Annotated in this window: 13 protein-coding genes; 4 read left to right on the forward strand and 9 right to left on the reverse strand. The window is 62.8% G+C overall.

Annotated features, from left to right (window positions below; translation table 11 throughout):
- Positions 1-5 precede the first annotated feature (5 nt).
- Positions 6-2,264: a heavy metal translocating P-type ATPase gene (locus PRJ_RS26105; protein WP_104962745.1), complete on the reverse strand. Its 2,259-nt coding sequence runs from the start codon at positions 2,262-2,264 to the stop codon at positions 6-8.
- A gap of 83 nt (positions 2,265-2,347) precedes the next feature.
- Between PRJ_RS26105 and cadR the strand changes: the two genes are divergently transcribed.
- Positions 2,348-2,791: a cadmium resistance transcriptional regulator CadR gene (gene cadR / locus PRJ_RS26110; RefSeq protein ID WP_019439122.1), complete on the forward strand. Its 444-nt coding sequence runs from the start codon at positions 2,348-2,350 to the stop codon at positions 2,789-2,791.
- A gap of 118 nt (positions 2,792-2,909) precedes the next feature.
- Here cadR and PRJ_RS26115 read toward each other — a convergent pair whose 3' ends face one another.
- The 3 genes from PRJ_RS26115 to PRJ_RS26125 are packed head-to-tail and all read right to left on the reverse strand — an operon-like array spanning position 2,910 to position 5,538.
- On the reverse strand, positions 2,910-3,881 hold the full coding sequence (locus PRJ_RS26115; protein ID WP_010955677.1) for a thymidylate synthase: 972 nt from the start codon (positions 3,879-3,881) through the stop codon (positions 2,910-2,912).
- Positions 3,882-3,932: 51 nt separating this feature from the next.
- On the reverse strand, positions 3,933-4,739 hold the full coding sequence (lgt, locus tag PRJ_RS26120; RefSeq protein ID WP_010955678.1) for a prolipoprotein diacylglyceryl transferase: 807 nt from the start codon (positions 4,737-4,739) through the stop codon (positions 3,933-3,935).
- 16 nt (positions 4,740-4,755) lie between these two features.
- Entirely contained in the window at positions 4,756-5,538 is a 783-nt protein-coding gene (locus PRJ_RS26125; RefSeq protein ID WP_064613749.1) for a sulfite exporter TauE/SafE family protein, read from the reverse strand.
- A 130-nt stretch (positions 5,539-5,668) separates the two neighbouring features.
- Between PRJ_RS26125 and PRJ_RS26130 the strand changes: the two genes are divergently transcribed.
- Positions 5,669-6,415, forward strand: a complete 747-nt coding sequence (locus PRJ_RS26130) for an NRDE family protein (RefSeq protein ID WP_014861378.1) — start codon at positions 5,669-5,671, stop codon at positions 6,413-6,415.
- Positions 6,416-6,551: 136 nt separating this feature from the next.
- Here PRJ_RS26130 and ptsP read toward each other — a convergent pair whose 3' ends face one another.
- Entirely contained in the window at positions 6,552-8,831 is a 2,280-nt protein-coding gene (gene ptsP / locus PRJ_RS26135; protein ID WP_003249020.1) for a phosphoenolpyruvate--protein phosphotransferase, read from the reverse strand.
- A 22-nt stretch (positions 8,832-8,853) separates the two neighbouring features.
- Complete coding sequence (locus PRJ_RS26140) at positions 8,854-9,333, reverse strand: RNA pyrophosphohydrolase (protein ID WP_003249017.1); 480 nt, start codon at positions 9,331-9,333, stop codon at positions 8,854-8,856.
- Positions 9,334-9,474: 141 nt separating this feature from the next.
- Between PRJ_RS26140 and PRJ_RS26145 the strand changes: the two genes are divergently transcribed.
- Positions 9,475-10,131 carry an HAD family phosphatase gene (locus tag PRJ_RS26145; protein ID WP_010955680.1) on the forward strand — a complete coding sequence of 219 codons (657 nt, stop codon included), beginning with the start codon at positions 9,475-9,477 and terminating at the stop codon, positions 10,129-10,131.
- A 129-nt stretch (positions 10,132-10,260) separates the two neighbouring features.
- Here PRJ_RS26145 and PRJ_RS26150 read toward each other — a convergent pair whose 3' ends face one another.
- On the reverse strand, positions 10,261-10,686 hold the full coding sequence (locus PRJ_RS26150; RefSeq protein WP_012054018.1) for a DUF2269 domain-containing protein: 426 nt from the start codon (positions 10,684-10,686) through the stop codon (positions 10,261-10,263).
- A gap of 147 nt (positions 10,687-10,833) precedes the next feature.
- On the reverse strand, positions 10,834-12,348 hold the full coding sequence (gene ilvA, locus PRJ_RS26155; protein WP_003249006.1) for a threonine ammonia-lyase, biosynthetic: 1,515 nt from the start codon (positions 12,346-12,348) through the stop codon (positions 10,834-10,836).
- Positions 12,349-12,481: 133 nt separating this feature from the next.
- On the opposite strand from ilvA, the gene rpiA reads away from it, so the two are divergent.
- Positions 12,482-13,156: a ribose-5-phosphate isomerase RpiA gene (gene rpiA, locus PRJ_RS26160; RefSeq protein ID WP_003249004.1), complete on the forward strand. Its 675-nt coding sequence runs from the start codon at positions 12,482-12,484 to the stop codon at positions 13,154-13,156.
- A gap of 104 nt (positions 13,157-13,260) precedes the next feature.
- On the opposite strand, the gene PRJ_RS26165 is transcribed toward rpiA, so the two are convergent.
- Positions 13,261-14,163: an SdiA-regulated domain-containing protein gene (locus PRJ_RS26165; protein WP_104886931.1), complete on the reverse strand. Its 903-nt coding sequence runs from the start codon at positions 14,161-14,163 to the stop codon at positions 13,261-13,263.
- Between the last annotated feature and the right edge of the window lie 86 nt (positions 14,164-14,249).

Consider the following 14,249-nt stretch of genomic DNA (forward strand, 5'->3'; position numbering starts at 1 on the left):
GTCCTCTATTTGCGCAAAAGGCGCAAGCCGTTGAACACCACCAGCAAGCTCACGCCCATATCAGCGAACACCGCCATCCACATCGTGGCCATGCCGGCGAAGGTGATCGCCAGAAATATCGCCTTGATGCCCAACGCCAGGACGATGTTCTGCATGAGAATCGCCGCACTTTGGCGCGACAGCCTGACGAAGGCCGGGATTTTGCGCAAGTCATCGTCCATCAGCGCCACATCGGCCGTCTCGATGGCGGTGTCGGTGCCGGCAGCAGCCATGGCAAAACCGATTTCGGCGCGGGCCAGTGCCGGGGCGTCGTTGATGCCGTCACCGACCATGCCCACCCGATGGCCCTGGGCGTACAACGCCTCAATGGTTCTCAGCTTGTCGGCCGGCAACAGGTTGCCCTCGGCGCGGTCGATCCCCACCACGGCGGCAATGGCCTGCGCAGTATGCGGATTGTCACCGGTCAGCATGACAGTCTTGATACCCAGCTGATGCAATTCAGCGATCGCCTGACGGCTGCTGTCCTTGACCGTGTCGGCCACGGCGAAAAGTGCCAGTGGCCCGGAGCGGTCAAGCAGCAGGACCACGGTCTTGCCCTGGCGCTCCAGCGCATCCAGTTGGGCCTCCAGCGCTGGCGAACACAGCCCCAGCTCCTCGACCAGGCGGTGGTTGCCCAAGTGGTAGACCTCACCGGCAATGACACCACGCACGCCACGCCCGGCCAGGGCGGCGAAGTCACTGACCTCGCTCAAGGCCAGGCCTTGCTGCTTGCCGAACTCGGCGATGGCGCGGGACACCGGGTGGTCCGAACGCTCGCCCAGGCTGGCCGCCAAGGCTTGCGCACGGTCTTCGAACAGCGGCGCCAGCACCTTGGCGTCGGTCTGCACCGGCTTGCCATGGGTGATGGTGCCGGTCTTGTCCAGGGCCAGAAAATCCAGGTGGCGGCCACCCTCCAGGTACACGCCACCCTTGATCAGGATGCCTTTGCGCGCAGCGGCGGCCAGGCCACTGACGATGGTCACCGGAGTCGAGATCACCAGCGCGCAGGGGCAGGCCACCACCAGCAGCACCAAGGCGCGGTATACCCAGTCGAACCAGGCGCCAGCCAGGAACAGCGGTGGTATCAGCGCCACGGCCAGGGCAATGGCGAACACCACCGGGGTGTAGATGCGCGAGAAACGGTCGACGAAGCGCTGGGTGGGCGCCCGCGCGCCCTGCGCTTCCTCCACCGCCTTGATGATCCGCGCCAGTGTCGACTGCCCGGCAGCGGCGGTGACGCGAAATTCCAGCGCCCCCGCCTGGTTGATGGTGCCAGCAAATAGCTTGTCGCCCACACCCTTCTCTATAGGCAGGCTTTCGCCGGTAATCGGCGCCTGATCGACACTGGATTGCCCACTGGTCACTTCACCGTCCAGGCCGATGCGCTCACCCGGGCGCACCCGCACCAGTGCGCCGATGTCTACCTCACGCACTTCCAGCTCGCGCCACTGGCCATCGGCCTGCTGCACCGTAGCCATGTCCGGGGTCAGTTGCATCAAGCCGCCGATGGCATTGCGCGCACGGTCCAGCGAGCGCGCTTCGATCAGTTCGGCAACGGTGAACAGCACCATCACCATAGCCGCTTCCGGCCACTGGCCGATCAATACGGCCCCCGTCACGGCGATACTCATCAGCGCATTGATGTTGAGGTTCCGGTTTTTCAGGGCAATCCAGCCCTTCTTGTAGGTACCCAGGCCGCAACCGAGAATCGCTGCCAGTGCCAGGCCCGCCACCATCCATTCCGGGGCGAGTGCAGCAAAGTGCACGATTTCGGCGGCGATTGCGGCAACGCCCGACAATGCCAGTGGCCACCAGCGGGCCTTGGCCGGTTGTGGCACGCTGACGCTGCCGTCGTCCTGGGCGGCAATCGGCTCGGCCTTCATGCCCAGGCTGTCGATCGCCCGCTCGATGTTGGCGGTGCCGTCCAGGGTGTGACGCACGCCAAGCACGCGGTTGATCAGGTTGAACTCCAGCTGTTCGATACCGGCCAGCTTGCTCAGTTTGTCCTGAATCAGGGTCTGTTCGGTGGGACAGTCCATGGCCTCGATGCGGAAAAGGCTGAGTTGTGCCTGGGCACTGGCCGTTTCGCTCAGTTGCACCAGCGGCGGCGCGGCTTTGGCGCCGCAGCAGCTGTGGCCGTGGGCAGCATGGCCATGGTCGTCATTACCATGAGCGTGATCGTGATCGTGCGGATGCTTGTGTTCGTGGCTGACAGGCTGGTTCATGGGGTCATCCTTAAATTGAGCCTGTTGCCAAGTGAACACCCTGTAGCCACTATAGGGTCAAGCCACTTGCTGGAGATTTCGCGATGAAGATCGGAGAACTGGCCAAAGCCACCGACTGCGCGGTGGAAACCATCCGCTACTACGAGCGTGAAAACCTGCTGCCGGAGCCGGCGCGCAGCGAGGGCAACTACCGGTTGTACACCCAGGCCCATGTGGAGCGGCTGACCTTCATCCGCAACTGTCGCACGCTGGACATGACCCTGGACGAAATTCGCAGCCTGCTACGCCTGCGCGACAGCCCCGCCGACGCGTGCGGCAGCGTCAATGCGCTGATCGACGAGCATATCGAGCATGTTCAGGCGCGGATCGATGGCCTGGTGGCATTGCAGGAGCAGCTGGTGGAGCTGCGGCGGCGCTGCAACGCGCAGGGGAGTGAATGCGCGATCTTGCAGCAACTGGAGACGAACGGGGCGGTATCGGTGCCGGATACCGAGCATTCGCATGTGGGGCGGAGTCATGGGCATTAAGCCAGAAGCTTCGCGGGTGAACCCGCTCCTACATGGACCGCGCAGGACTTAGGCCTGTGCAGTACCCCGTAGGAGCGGGTTCACCCGCGAAGAGGCCAGTTCGAACAATGAAGATCTATCAGACCGCCATCGGCGCTGTCATCGGCGCATGGTGCTCATAGCCTTCCAGCCAGAAATCACTCGGCTCAATCTTCTCCAGCCACTCCGGCTCATACTTGCCAGTTTCGGCAAATGCCGGAACACGGTCGCTGATCACCAGCTTCGGCGCTTCCAACGGCTCGCGCTTGAGCTGCTCGTTGAGCATGTCCAGGTGGTTTTCATACACATGGGCATCGCCGATGAAGTAGGTGAACCAGCGCGGTGTATAGCCGGTCAGGCGGCCGAACAGCGACAGCAGCGCCGCGCCTTCGGTGAGGTTGAACGGTGTGCCCAGCCCCAGGTCGTTGGAGCGGATGTATAGGGTCAGGGAAATTTCCCTGGTCTCGACATTCGGGTGGAACTGGTACAGCAAGTGACACGGTGGCAGTGCCATTTCGTCCAGTTGCGCGCAGTTCCAGCCGTGGAACAGGATGCGGCGGCTACCCGGGTCGTTGGCGATGGTGTCCAGGCACTGGCGCACCTGGTCGATCGCCTTGTACAGGATGACGAACGCGACGCCGTCCTCTTCGTCCTGGGCAATGCGGCGGAAACCGGCTTGCTCGGCCATTTCGATGGCCGCCGGGTTGCTCAGCGGGATGCGCTTGTAGCCCGGCCACTGGCGCCATTGCACGCCATAGATCTCGCCCAGGTCATCATGGCCCTGACGGAACGGGTTGGCCAGCCACTGGGCGTTTTCGTTGGCGTTCTGGTCCCAGACCTTGCAGCCAAGCTCACGGAACTCACCGGCGTTCTTCACGCCACGCAGGAAACCGACCATTTCACCGATCGCCGACTTGAACGCCAGCTTGCGCGTGGTAATGGCCGGAAAGCCCTTCTGCAGGTCGAAACGCAGCATCGCGCCCGGCAGGCTGATGGTGCGGATGCCGGTGCGGTTTCCCTGCAACGTGCCGTTATCAATGACGTCGCGGACCAGGTCCAGATACTGTTTCATGGCTTACCTGTAGCAAAAACGGCAGGGGGATGGCCCCTGCCGTGGGATTAATCAGGCGGGTTTCGCCGTAGGCTTGCGATTATAAGCCCACCAGATCAAGACGAGGCCACCGACTATCATCGGAATGCACAGCAACTGGCCTTGAGTGAGCCAGCCGAACGCGATGTAACCGAGTTGTGCATCCGGCACCCGGACAAACTCCACGGCGAAGCGGAAGATGCCATAGCACAACGAGAACATTCCCGACACCGCCATGGTCGGCCGTGGCTTGCGCGAGAACAGCCACAGGATGACGAACAGCGCCACGCCCTCAAGGGCGAACTGGTAGAGCTGTGACGGGTGGCGCGGCAACTGGGCCGGGTCGCTGAACGGCGGGAAGATCATCGCCCATGGGACGTCGGTGGGTTTGCCCCACAGCTCGGCGTTGATGAAGTTGCCGATACGCCCGGCACCCAGGCCAATCGGCACCAGCGGGGCGACGAAGTCCATCAGCTCGAAGAACGACTTGTTGTTGCGCTTGCCGAACCACAAGGCCGCCAGCATCACGCCGATGAAGCCGCCGTGGAACGACATACCGCCTTTCCATACCTCGAAGATCAGCGTCGGGTTGGCCAGGTAGGCGTGCAAGTCGTAGAACAGCACATAGCCCAGGCGCCCGCCGACAATCACCCCCATCGACAGCCAGAACACCAGGTCGGACAGCTTCTCGCGGTTCCAGGTGGGGTCGAAGCGGTTCAGCCGGCGTGAGGCCAGCAGCCAGGCACCGCCGATGCCGATCAGGTACATCAGGCCGTACCAATGGATTTTCAGCGGCCCGATGGCCAGGGCCACGGGGTCTATCTGCGGGTAAGGCAGCATGGAACTTCCTCTCGATTCAAATCAAAAAGCTGAGGCCGACACAGAACAGCAGGGCTGCGAACAGGCGTTTCAACAAACGGGGCGACAGCTTGTGCGCCAGGCGCGCGCCGAAGCGGGCGAAGAACATGCTGGTCACGGCAATGCCGACCAGCGCCGGCAGGTACACGTAACCCAGGCTGTGGGGCGGCAGGTGCTCCTCGTGCCAACCCAGCAGCATGAAGCTTAGGGCACTGGCCACAGCAATCGGCAGGCCACAGGCCGATGACGTGGCCACTGCCTGCTGCATGGGCAGGCTACGCCAGGTGAGGAACGGCACCGTCAGCGAACCACCGCCAATGCCGAAAATGGCCGAGGCCCAGCCAATCACGCCACCTGCACCGATCAGCCCAGGTTTACCGGGGACGCCACGGCTGGCCTTGGGTTTGAGGTCAAGGGCCATCTGCGCGGCGATGACCAGGGCGAACACACCGATGATCTTTTGCAGCAGTGGGCCCTGGATCAGCGAAGCGGTCTTGGCACCGACACCGGCCCCCAGGAGGATGCCGAAGGTCATCCAGACGAAGATCGGCCATTGCACCGCGCGCTTGCGGTGGTGCTCCCGCACGGCGTTGATCGAGGTGAAGACGATGGTGGCCAATGACGTGCCGACGGCCAGGTGGGTCAGCACCGAAGCGTCGAAACCCTGCAGGGTAAAGCTGAACACCAGCACCGGCACGATGATGATGCCGCCGCCCACGCCGAACAGCCCGGCCAGCACACCGGCACAGGCGCCCAACAACAGATAGAGCACGAATTCCATTCGGCGTCCCCTAGAAATCAATCCGGCATGGTAACGGAAGCCGGGCTCGGGGCTCTAGTGAACTCTGTGTCAGGATGGATCCGCATCGTTGCTGTGGGTACAGTGACCAAAAAACACAGAGGCCCAACCTATGTGCCTGATCGTATTTGCCTGGCGGCCGGGGCACGCCCTGCCGCTGATCGTGGCGGCCAACCGCGACGAATTCTATGCCCGCCCCACTCAGCCCCTGGCGGCCTGGGAGGATGCACCTGGGGTGCATGCCGGGCGCGACCTGGAGGCAGGCGGTACCTGGCTGGGCGTAGGCCCACAGGGGCGCTTTGCCGCGCTGACCAACATCCGCGACCCGGGCCAGGCGCCGGGGCCTCGCTCGCGGGGTGAGCTGGTGGCGGCGTTTCTGCAGGGCGAGCTAGGGGTCGAGGCTTACCTGGACCAGGTGGCCAGCCGTAGCGGGCAGTACTCGGGGTTCAACCTGCTGGTGGGTGATGGGCAGCGACTGGGCTATCTGCATGCCCGTGAGGCCACGCCGCGCCTGCTGAAGGCTGGGGTTTACGGGCTTTCGAACGCCGGGCTGGATACACCGTGGCCGAAGCTGGTGAAGGCACGTGACGGGCTGGAAAACCTGCTGGACACGCCGGAGCCGCACAGGCTGCTGGCTTTACTCGCGGATAACGAGCCCGCGGCTGATGGAGACCTACCCGAGACAGGCGTGGGGTTGGCGACCGAGAAGTTGCTGTCGAGCGTCTTCATCGCCAGCCAGAATTACGGGACCCGGGCGAGCACAGTGCTCATTGTGGATGACCAGGGGCAAAGGCGGCTGGTTGAGCGCAGTTTCGGGCCTTTTGGCGGGCATTTGGGGGAAATTGAGTTGTTGGCCTGAACATTTGATGTTGTCTGTTCGGGCCTCTTCGCGGGTAAACCCGCTCCTACACTGATCGGGGGTACACATTGGTGGGCGCAGGTCGGTTGTAGGAGCGGGTTCACCCGCGAAGAGGCCGGCACAGGCAGCATCACCCTCACAGGGTTTTATTAGCCCCAGGCCCAATCATCCGCGCCAACCCAAGGTTCTTCAGGGCCAGTTGCAGCGAGCTGTGGATAACCTGCGGGTTGTCATGGCTCAAGGCCTCGGCCAGCAGTTCCTTGGCCTTGCCCATATTGATCTGGCGCAGCATCCACTTCACCTTCGGCAGGTTGGTGGCGTTCATCGACAGGCTGTCGAAGCCCATGGCCATCAACAGGACCGCCGCCGCCGGGTCACCGGCCATCTCGCCGCAGATGCTCACCGGCTTGCCTTCGCCATGGGCGTCGCGCACCACCGTGTTCAGCGCCTGCAGTACCGCCGGGTGCAGGTAATCGTACAGGTCGGCGACCCGCGGGTTGTTGCGGTCCACCGCCAGCAGATACTGGGTCAGGTCGTTGGAGCCTACCGACAGGAAGTCCACCTGCCGCGCCAGCTCCTTGGTCTGGTACACCGCCGCCGGAATTTCCACCATCACACCCACTGGCGGCATCGGTACATCGGTACCTTCGTCACGCACTTCACCCCAGGCACGGTGGATCAGGTGCAGCGCCTCTTCCAGCTCGTGAATGCCGGAAATCATCGGCAGCAGGATGCGCAGGTTGTTCAGGCCCTCGCTGGCCTTGAGCATGGCGCGGGTCTGTACCAGGAAGATTTCCGGGTGGTCGAGGGTGACGCGGATGCCGCGCCAGCCGAGGAACGGGTTTTCTTCCTTGATGGGGAAGTACGACAGTGCCTTGTCGCCACCGATGTCGAGGGTACGCATGGTCACCGGCAGCGGGTGGAAGGCCGCCAGTTGCTCACGATAGATGGCCAGCTGCTCTTTCTCACTGGGGAAGCGCTGGTTGATCATGAACGGCACTTCAGTGCGGTACAGGCCTACCCCTTCGGCACCGCGCTGCTGGGCACGGGCCACGTCAGCGAGCAGGCCGGTGTTGACCCACAGGGGCATGCGATGGCCGTCGGGGGTGACGCACGGAAGTTCGCGCAGTGCATCCAGCCCTTGGGCCAGCTGGCGTTCCTCCTCGACCACTTCGCTGTACTGCTTGCGCAGCACTTCACTGGGGTTGGTGAACACCTCGCCCTTGTAGCCGTCGACGATCAGTTCAATACCGTCGACCTTGGAGTATGGCAGGTCGACCAGGCCCATCACCGTGGGGATACCCATGGCCCGCGCGAGGATGGCGACGTGGGAGTTGCCCGAGCCGAGTACCGAGACCAGGCCGACCAGCTTGCCTTCCGGCACTTCACCGAGCATGGCCGGTGTCAGTTCCTCACTGACCAGGATGGTGTTGTCGGCATACACCAGCGACTGCGAACGCGCTTCCTGCAGGTAGGCCAAAAGGCGGCGCCCCAGGTCCTTGACGTCGGAGGCACGCTCACGCAGGTAGTCGTCGTCCATCAGCTCGAAGCGATTGACGTGCTCACCAACCACCTGGCGCAGGGCGCCCTGGGCCCATTGGCCGGTCTTGATGACCTCGGTCACCTCACCGCCCAGGGCTGCGTCTTCAAGCATCATCAGATAGACGTCGAACAGCGCACGCTCTTCCGGGCGCAGCTGGGTGGCCAGTTTGGCCGAAAGCTTGCGCATGTCGTCGCGCACACCTTCCAGGGCGTTCTGGAACAGCTTGAGTTCGGCGTCGATGTCATCGACTGTCTTGTCCGGGACCACTTCCAGGTCGGCCGGCGGCAACATCACCACCGCACGCCCCACCGCGGCACCAGGCGAACCCGGCACACCCACGAAGCGCGCTTCCTGAATACCTTTGCCCTGACGGCCCAGGCCACGGATCGAGCCGGTAGCCTCGGCGTGGGCGATAACCCCGGCAAGCTGGGCGCTCATGGTGACCAGGAAGGCTTCCTCGCCCTCGTCGAACTGACGGCGCTCCTTTTGCTGGATGACCAGTACCCCGACCACACGGCGGTGGTGAATGATCGGCGCACCCAGGAAGGAGGCGAATTTCTCTTCGCCGGTTTCGGCAAAGTAGCGGTAACGCGGGTGGTCGGCGGCGTTTTCCAGGTTCAGCGGCTCTTCCCGGGTACCGACCAGGCCAACCAGGCCTTCGTTGGGGGCCATGCTGACCTTGCCGATGGAGCGCTTGTTCAGGCCTTCGGTAGCCATCAGCACGAAGCGGTTGGTTTCCGGGTCGAGCAGGTAGACCGAGCAGACCTGGCTGCCCATGGCTTCCTTGACGCGCAAGACAATGATCCCCAACGCCGACTTGAGATCTTTGGCGGAGTTTACTTCCTGGACGATCTTGCGCAGCGTATTGAGCATGGCTCGGGGTCGAACTCCGTCGTCAGTCGCGCGTCAACAGACGCGGTGCTAGCTCTTTCAGGGCGCGCCGGTACACCTCGCGCTTGAATGTCACAACCTGGCCCAGCGGATACCAATAGCTCACCCAGCGCCAGCCGTCGAATTCCGGCTTGCCGGTCAGGTCCATCCGCACCCGTTGTTCGTTGCTGACCAGGCGCAGCAGGAACCACTTCTGCTTCTGGCCGATGCACAGCGGCTGGCTGTGGGTACGTACCAATCGCTGGGGTAAACGATAACGCAACCAGCCACGGGTGCAGGCAAGAATTTCTACATCGTCGCGTTCAAGGCCAACTTCTTCGTTCAGCTCGCGGTACAGGGCGTCTTCCGGCGTCTCGTCAGGGTTGATACCACCCTGGGGGAATTGCCAGGCATCCTGGTTGATCCGTCGAGCCCATAGCACCTGCCCGGCATCATTCGTGAGAATGATCCCGACATTGGGGCGAAAACCATCCGGGTCGATCACGGCAGCAACCTCGCAAACGCATGTCAACGCATTGTTCCACAAAGCTTGCGAGCGCAGCAACGCGCCCGCCAAGCTTATGTGCAGCTGCGTGAAAACTCCGTATTCTGCGGGCCTACCCTGTGGCTGATGCGAGTGACCGCGATGCGCCTGGCTTTATTCGACCTGGACAATACCCTCCTCGGTGGCGACAGCGACCATGCCTGGGGTGACTATCTTTGCGAGCGCGGCATTCTCGACCCAGTCGCCTACAAGCAACGCAACGACAGCTTCTACCAGGATTACCTCAATGGCACCCTGGACCTGCAGGCCTACCTGGCCTTTTCCATGGAGATCCTGGCGGCAACACCCATGGCCCGGCTCGACGAGTGGCACCGCGACTTCATGCGCGACTGCATCGAGCCCATCGTCCTGCCCAAGGCCCTGGCCTTGCTGCAGCAGCACCGCGAGGCGGGCGACCAGCTGGTGATCATCACCGCTACCAACCGCTTCGTCACCGCACCGATCGCCCGGCGCCTGGGGGTGCGGGTGTTGCTGGCAACCGAATGCGAGGTGCGCGACGGCCGCTATACCGGGCGTAGTACCGATATACCGTGTTTCCGTGAAGGCAAAGTGACGCGGCTGGAGCGCTGGATGCTGGAGAACGGCTTTGATCTTGAGGACAGCTACTTCTATAGCGACTCGATGAATGACCTGCCGTTGTTGCAGCGGGTGACGCATGCAGTAGCAGTGGACCCGGCCCCGGACCTGCGGGCCGAGGCGGATAAGCGTGGGTGGCCGGTGATCTCGCTACGGGATTGAGGTTTCGCGTGCCGGCCTTTTCGCGGGCACGCCCGCTCCCACAGGAATCACCACAGGCCTTGAGGGCTGCGCTGTACCTGTAGGAGCGGGTTCACCCGCGAAGAGGCCGGCACAAACAGCACAAGGCTGTCAGACCGGCTTGGCCCCCATCAGCCCGGCAATGGACAGGAAGCAAACCCCACTGAACACCGCCAGCGCCAAGGTAAACCGCAACCCCACTACCTCGGCCTTGCGCAGCCGGTTCAGCCGCACCAGTAGCCACCACACGGCAAACGCACCAAAGGTATAGATGACACTGGATGCCAACACCCAAGTCTGCCCCAGTGGCCAGCCCACCAGATGTACCAGCCACCAGCCGGTGAACGGCATGCTCACCAGGCACAGCCCCATCACCAGCCAGACAAACACCAACGGCCGGCGCAGCAGCTTGGCGTAGGCTTCGGCATCGCCCTGACGGCGGGCGCGCCAGGTCCAGATCGCCAGGCCCAGGGCGCCCAGAAGCAGCAGCGCGGTGGCGATGATGTGCAGGGTCTTGAGCGTGGTCAGGTGTTCCATCTCTCGGTCGTCCTTAAACGGGCATTTTGCGGTAGCTTCTTCGCGGGCTTACCCGCTCCTGCCAAGGTATCTCAGGCCTTTAGGCCTGCGCAGTACCTGTGGGAGCGGGCAAGCCCGCGAAAGGGCCATCAGCCCTAGCTTAGCCGCTCAGCCCAGGAACAGTTTGTAGGCCGGGTTTTCGGTCTCGTCCCAGTACGGGTAACCGATCTTGGCCAGCGCTGCCGGCACCAGGTGACGTTCGTCCTCCGGTACCTGCAGCCCCGCCACCACGCGCCCGTCAGCCGCGCCATGGTTGCGGTAGTGGAACATCGAGATGTTCCAGCGCCCGCCCAGCTTGTTGAGGAAGTTGAACAGCGCCCCCGGCCGCTCGGGGAATTCGAAGCGCAGCACCATTTCGTCGCTGGCACCGGCCGAGTGGCCGCCGACCATATGACGAATATGCAGCTTGGCCAGTTCGTTGTCGGTCAGATCGGTAACCGGGAAGCCCTGCTCGGTCAGTTGCTGCACCAGCGCTGCGCGGGGGTCGTTTTCCGGGTGGGTCTGCACCCCAACGAAGATATGCGCTTCGTCAGAGGTGTGCTTGCGGTAGTTGAACTCGGTGATCTGACGCTTGCCGATAGCCTCGCAGAAGGCCTTGAAGCTACCCGGGCGCTCAGGGATGGTCACGGCGATGATCGCCTCGCGCTTTTCACCCAGCTCGGCACGTTCGGCCACATGGCGCAGGCGATCGAAATTGACGTTGGCACCGGAGTCGATGGCCACCAAGGTCTGGCCGCTGACGCCGTATAGCTCGACGTACTTCTTGATGCCCGCCACACCTAGCGCGCCAGCAGGCTCGGTGATCGAGCGGGTATCGTCGTAGATATCCTTGATTGCTGCACAGATTTCATCGGTACTGACAGTGACGACTTCGTCCACATGGTGGCGGCAGATATCGAACGTGTGCTGGCCAATCTGCGCCACCGCCACGCCATCGGCGAACAGCCCGACCTGCGGCAGCACCACGCGCTCACCGGCAGCCATGGCCGCCTGCAGGCAATTGGAATCGTCCGGCTCGACACCGATTACCTTGATTTCCGGACGCAGGTACTTCACGTAGGCAGCAATGCCAGCGATCAGGCCGCCACCGCCCACCGGCACGAAGATCGCATCCAGCTGGCCAGGGTGTTGGCGCAGGATTTCCATGGCGACGGTGCCCTGCCCGGCGATGGTGTGCGGATCGTCGTAAGGGTGAACGTAGACGAAGCCCTTTTCATCGACCAGTTTCAGCGAGTAGGCCAGCGCTTCAGGGAACGAATCGCCATGCAGCACCACCTTGCCACCGCGCGAGCGCACGCCTTCGACCTTGATCTCCGGAGTAGTCTTGGGCATCACGATGGTAGCCTTGATGCCCATTTCGCGCGCGGCCAGGGCCAGGCCTTGGGCGTGGTTGCCGGCCGAGGCGGTGACCACGCCACGGGCCAGTTCTTCCGGGCTCAGCTGGGCCAGTTTGTTATAGGCGCCGCGGATCTTGAACGAGAATACTGGCTGCAGGTCTTCGCGCTTGAGCAGAATCTGGTTGCCCAGGCGCTTACTCAGCTGCCCGGCGCTCTGCAACGGGGTTTCGACGGCAACGTCATAGACGCGCGAGGTGAGGATCTTCTTGACGTACTGTTCAAGCATCGGGAAAGCATCACTGGGCCGCGGGACGAGGGCTGGGAGTCTACCCCAGCGCTACGTCGGGCGACCACAGCAAAGCCGTGCGAGCCGTTATACTAGGCAACTTTGAAACCGCCCTGCCCCTTCCGGAGCCCGCATGACCCAGGACCAACTCAAACAGGCCGTCGCCCAGGCCGCTGTCGACTTCATTCTGCCCAAGCTGGATGAAAAGAGCGTCGTAGGCGTCGGTACCGGTTCGACCGCCAACTTCTTCATCGATGCCCTGGCTCAGCACAAGACCGCGTTCGACGGCGCAGTCGCCAGCTCCGAAGCCACTGCCCAGCGCCTGAAGGGCCATGGCATCCCGGTCTACGAACTGAACAGCGTCAGCGAGCTTGAGTTCTACGTGGACGGTGCTGACGAGAGCGACGCACACCTGCACCTGATCAAGGGCGGCGGCGCAGCCCTGACCCGCGAAAAGATCGTCGCGGCCGTGGCCAAGACCTTCATCTGCATCGCCGACGGCAGCAAGCTGGTGCCAGTACTGGGGGCCTTCCCGCTGCCGGTCGAAGTGATCCCCATGGCCCGCAGTCACGTGGCGCGTCAGCTGGTGAAGCTGGGTGGCGACCCGGTGTACCGTGAAGGCGTGGTCACCGACAACGGCAACGTGATCCTGGATGTGTACAACCTGCAGATCACCAACCCGGTGGAGCTGGAAGCGCAGATCAACGCCATCGTCGGCGTGGTGACCAACGGCCTGTTCGCGGCGCGGCCGGCGGATCTGCTGCTGCTGGGTACCGCTGAAGGCGTGAAGAGCCTGAAGGCCGAGTAAAACCCTTCGCGGGTAAACCCGCTCCTACAAGGTACCCCACAGGCCTGGAACCGTGGCGATCCCTGTAGGAGCGGGTTTACCCACGAACAGGCCCTGACAGGCGATCAGTCAGCCGGCTGCTTGAACACATAGAACAGGTTCGGCTCACTGACCAGGTAAATGGTCCCCGCTTCATCCATCGCAATCCCCTCAGCCTGCGGCACCGTCGCCTGCAACCCCTGGAAGCCCTTGCGCAACGACAAGGTACTCAGCGGCTGGCCCTGTACATCCAGCTCCAGCACCAACCGAGACTCGTCCGACAACGCCAGCAAATGCCCGCTGCGTTCATCGAACTGCAAGCTCGACAAGTCCCGCACAAACAACCGTGAATCGCGCTTGCGGTCCTGCACCACATGCACGGCGTAGGGCTTTTCCGGATTGTCATGAGGGAAGCCATGCACCTCATAGATCAGCATCGGGTCACGCTCCTTCGCCACGAACAGGCGCTTGCCCGCCGAATCGTACGCCAGGCCCTCGAAGCCTTTGTTGCCATTGAGGCCAATACCCAACGTCAGCTGTTCGGCATCACCGGCATCGAGAAACATCGTGTCGTCTTCCAGACGTACGCGAATCAGCCGTTGCTGACGCTCGTCGGTGATCACATAGCTGTTTGGCCCAACGTACTCCACAGCTTCCGGGTCGCCGAAGCCAGTCAGCGGCACACGGCGCAGGATACGGCCATCCAGCGACAGCTCGATCAGCTCCGAACGGGCGTTGGTGACCGTGAAGAGGGTTTTGCGGTCGGGGTCGTAGGTCAGCGCCGAAATGTCATCATCCAGCCCTTCGATCGGTTGCGCCTCCAGCACCACCCGGTAGCGATCCAGGCCAATGCTGCGCTCCACAGGCTGCCACCAGGTCTTGAGATTGAACCAGCCACGCTCGAACAGGCGAAACTCCTGCCCGGCCCAGCCAAGCAGCAACAGACCAAGGGCAGCCAGAACAAGGAACAGGCGAACAAAACGACGCATAGGGACAGACTCGACACAAGGATGGCGAATCTAATCATGAATGGCTGAAGCAAAGCTTAATGCAAGCGTCAGGCAAATCTGATGAT

Origin of the sequence: Pseudomonas sp. XWY-1 (assembly GCF_002953115.1) — a bacterium.
Taxonomy (GTDB): Bacteria; Pseudomonadota; Gammaproteobacteria; order Pseudomonadales; family Pseudomonadaceae; genus Aquipseudomonas; species Aquipseudomonas alloputida.

What these genes read in the sequence shown, in the direction of transcription:
- PRJ_RS26105 (WP_104962745.1), bottom strand. Translation starts at nt 2,264, where the DNA reads ATGAACCAGCCTGTCAGCCACGAACACAAGCATCCGCACGATCACGAT.
- cadR (WP_019439122.1), top strand. Translation starts at nt 2,348, where the DNA reads ATGAAGATCGGAGAACTGGCCAAAGCCACCGACTGCGCGGTGGAAACC.
- PRJ_RS26115 (WP_010955677.1), bottom strand. Translation starts at nt 3,881, where the DNA reads ATGAAACAGTATCTGGACCTGGTCCGCGACGTCATTGATAACGGCACG.
- lgt (WP_010955678.1), bottom strand. Translation starts at nt 4,739, where the DNA reads ATGCTGCCTTACCCGCAGATAGACCCCGTGGCCCTGGCCATCGGGCCG.
- PRJ_RS26125 (WP_064613749.1), bottom strand. Translation starts at nt 5,538, where the DNA reads ATGGAATTCGTGCTCTATCTGTTGTTGGGCGCCTGTGCCGGTGTGCTG.
- PRJ_RS26130 (WP_014861378.1), top strand. Translation starts at nt 5,669, where the DNA reads ATGTGCCTGATCGTATTTGCCTGGCGGCCGGGGCACGCCCTGCCGCTG.
- ptsP (WP_003249020.1), bottom strand. Translation starts at nt 8,831, where the DNA reads ATGCTCAATACGCTGCGCAAGATCGTCCAGGAAGTAAACTCCGCCAAA.
- PRJ_RS26145 (WP_010955680.1), top strand. Translation starts at nt 9,475, where the DNA reads ATGCGCCTGGCTTTATTCGACCTGGACAATACCCTCCTCGGTGGCGAC.
- PRJ_RS26150 (WP_012054018.1), bottom strand. Translation starts at nt 10,686, where the DNA reads ATGGAACACCTGACCACGCTCAAGACCCTGCACATCATCGCCACCGCG.
- ilvA (WP_003249006.1), bottom strand. Translation starts at nt 12,348, where the DNA reads ATGCTTGAACAGTACGTCAAGAAGATCCTCACCTCGCGCGTCTATGAC.
- rpiA (WP_003249004.1), top strand. Translation starts at nt 12,482, where the DNA reads ATGACCCAGGACCAACTCAAACAGGCCGTCGCCCAGGCCGCTGTCGAC.
- PRJ_RS26165 (WP_104886931.1), bottom strand. Translation starts at nt 14,163, where the DNA reads ATGCGTCGTTTTGTTCGCCTGTTCCTTGTTCTGGCTGCCCTTGGTCTG.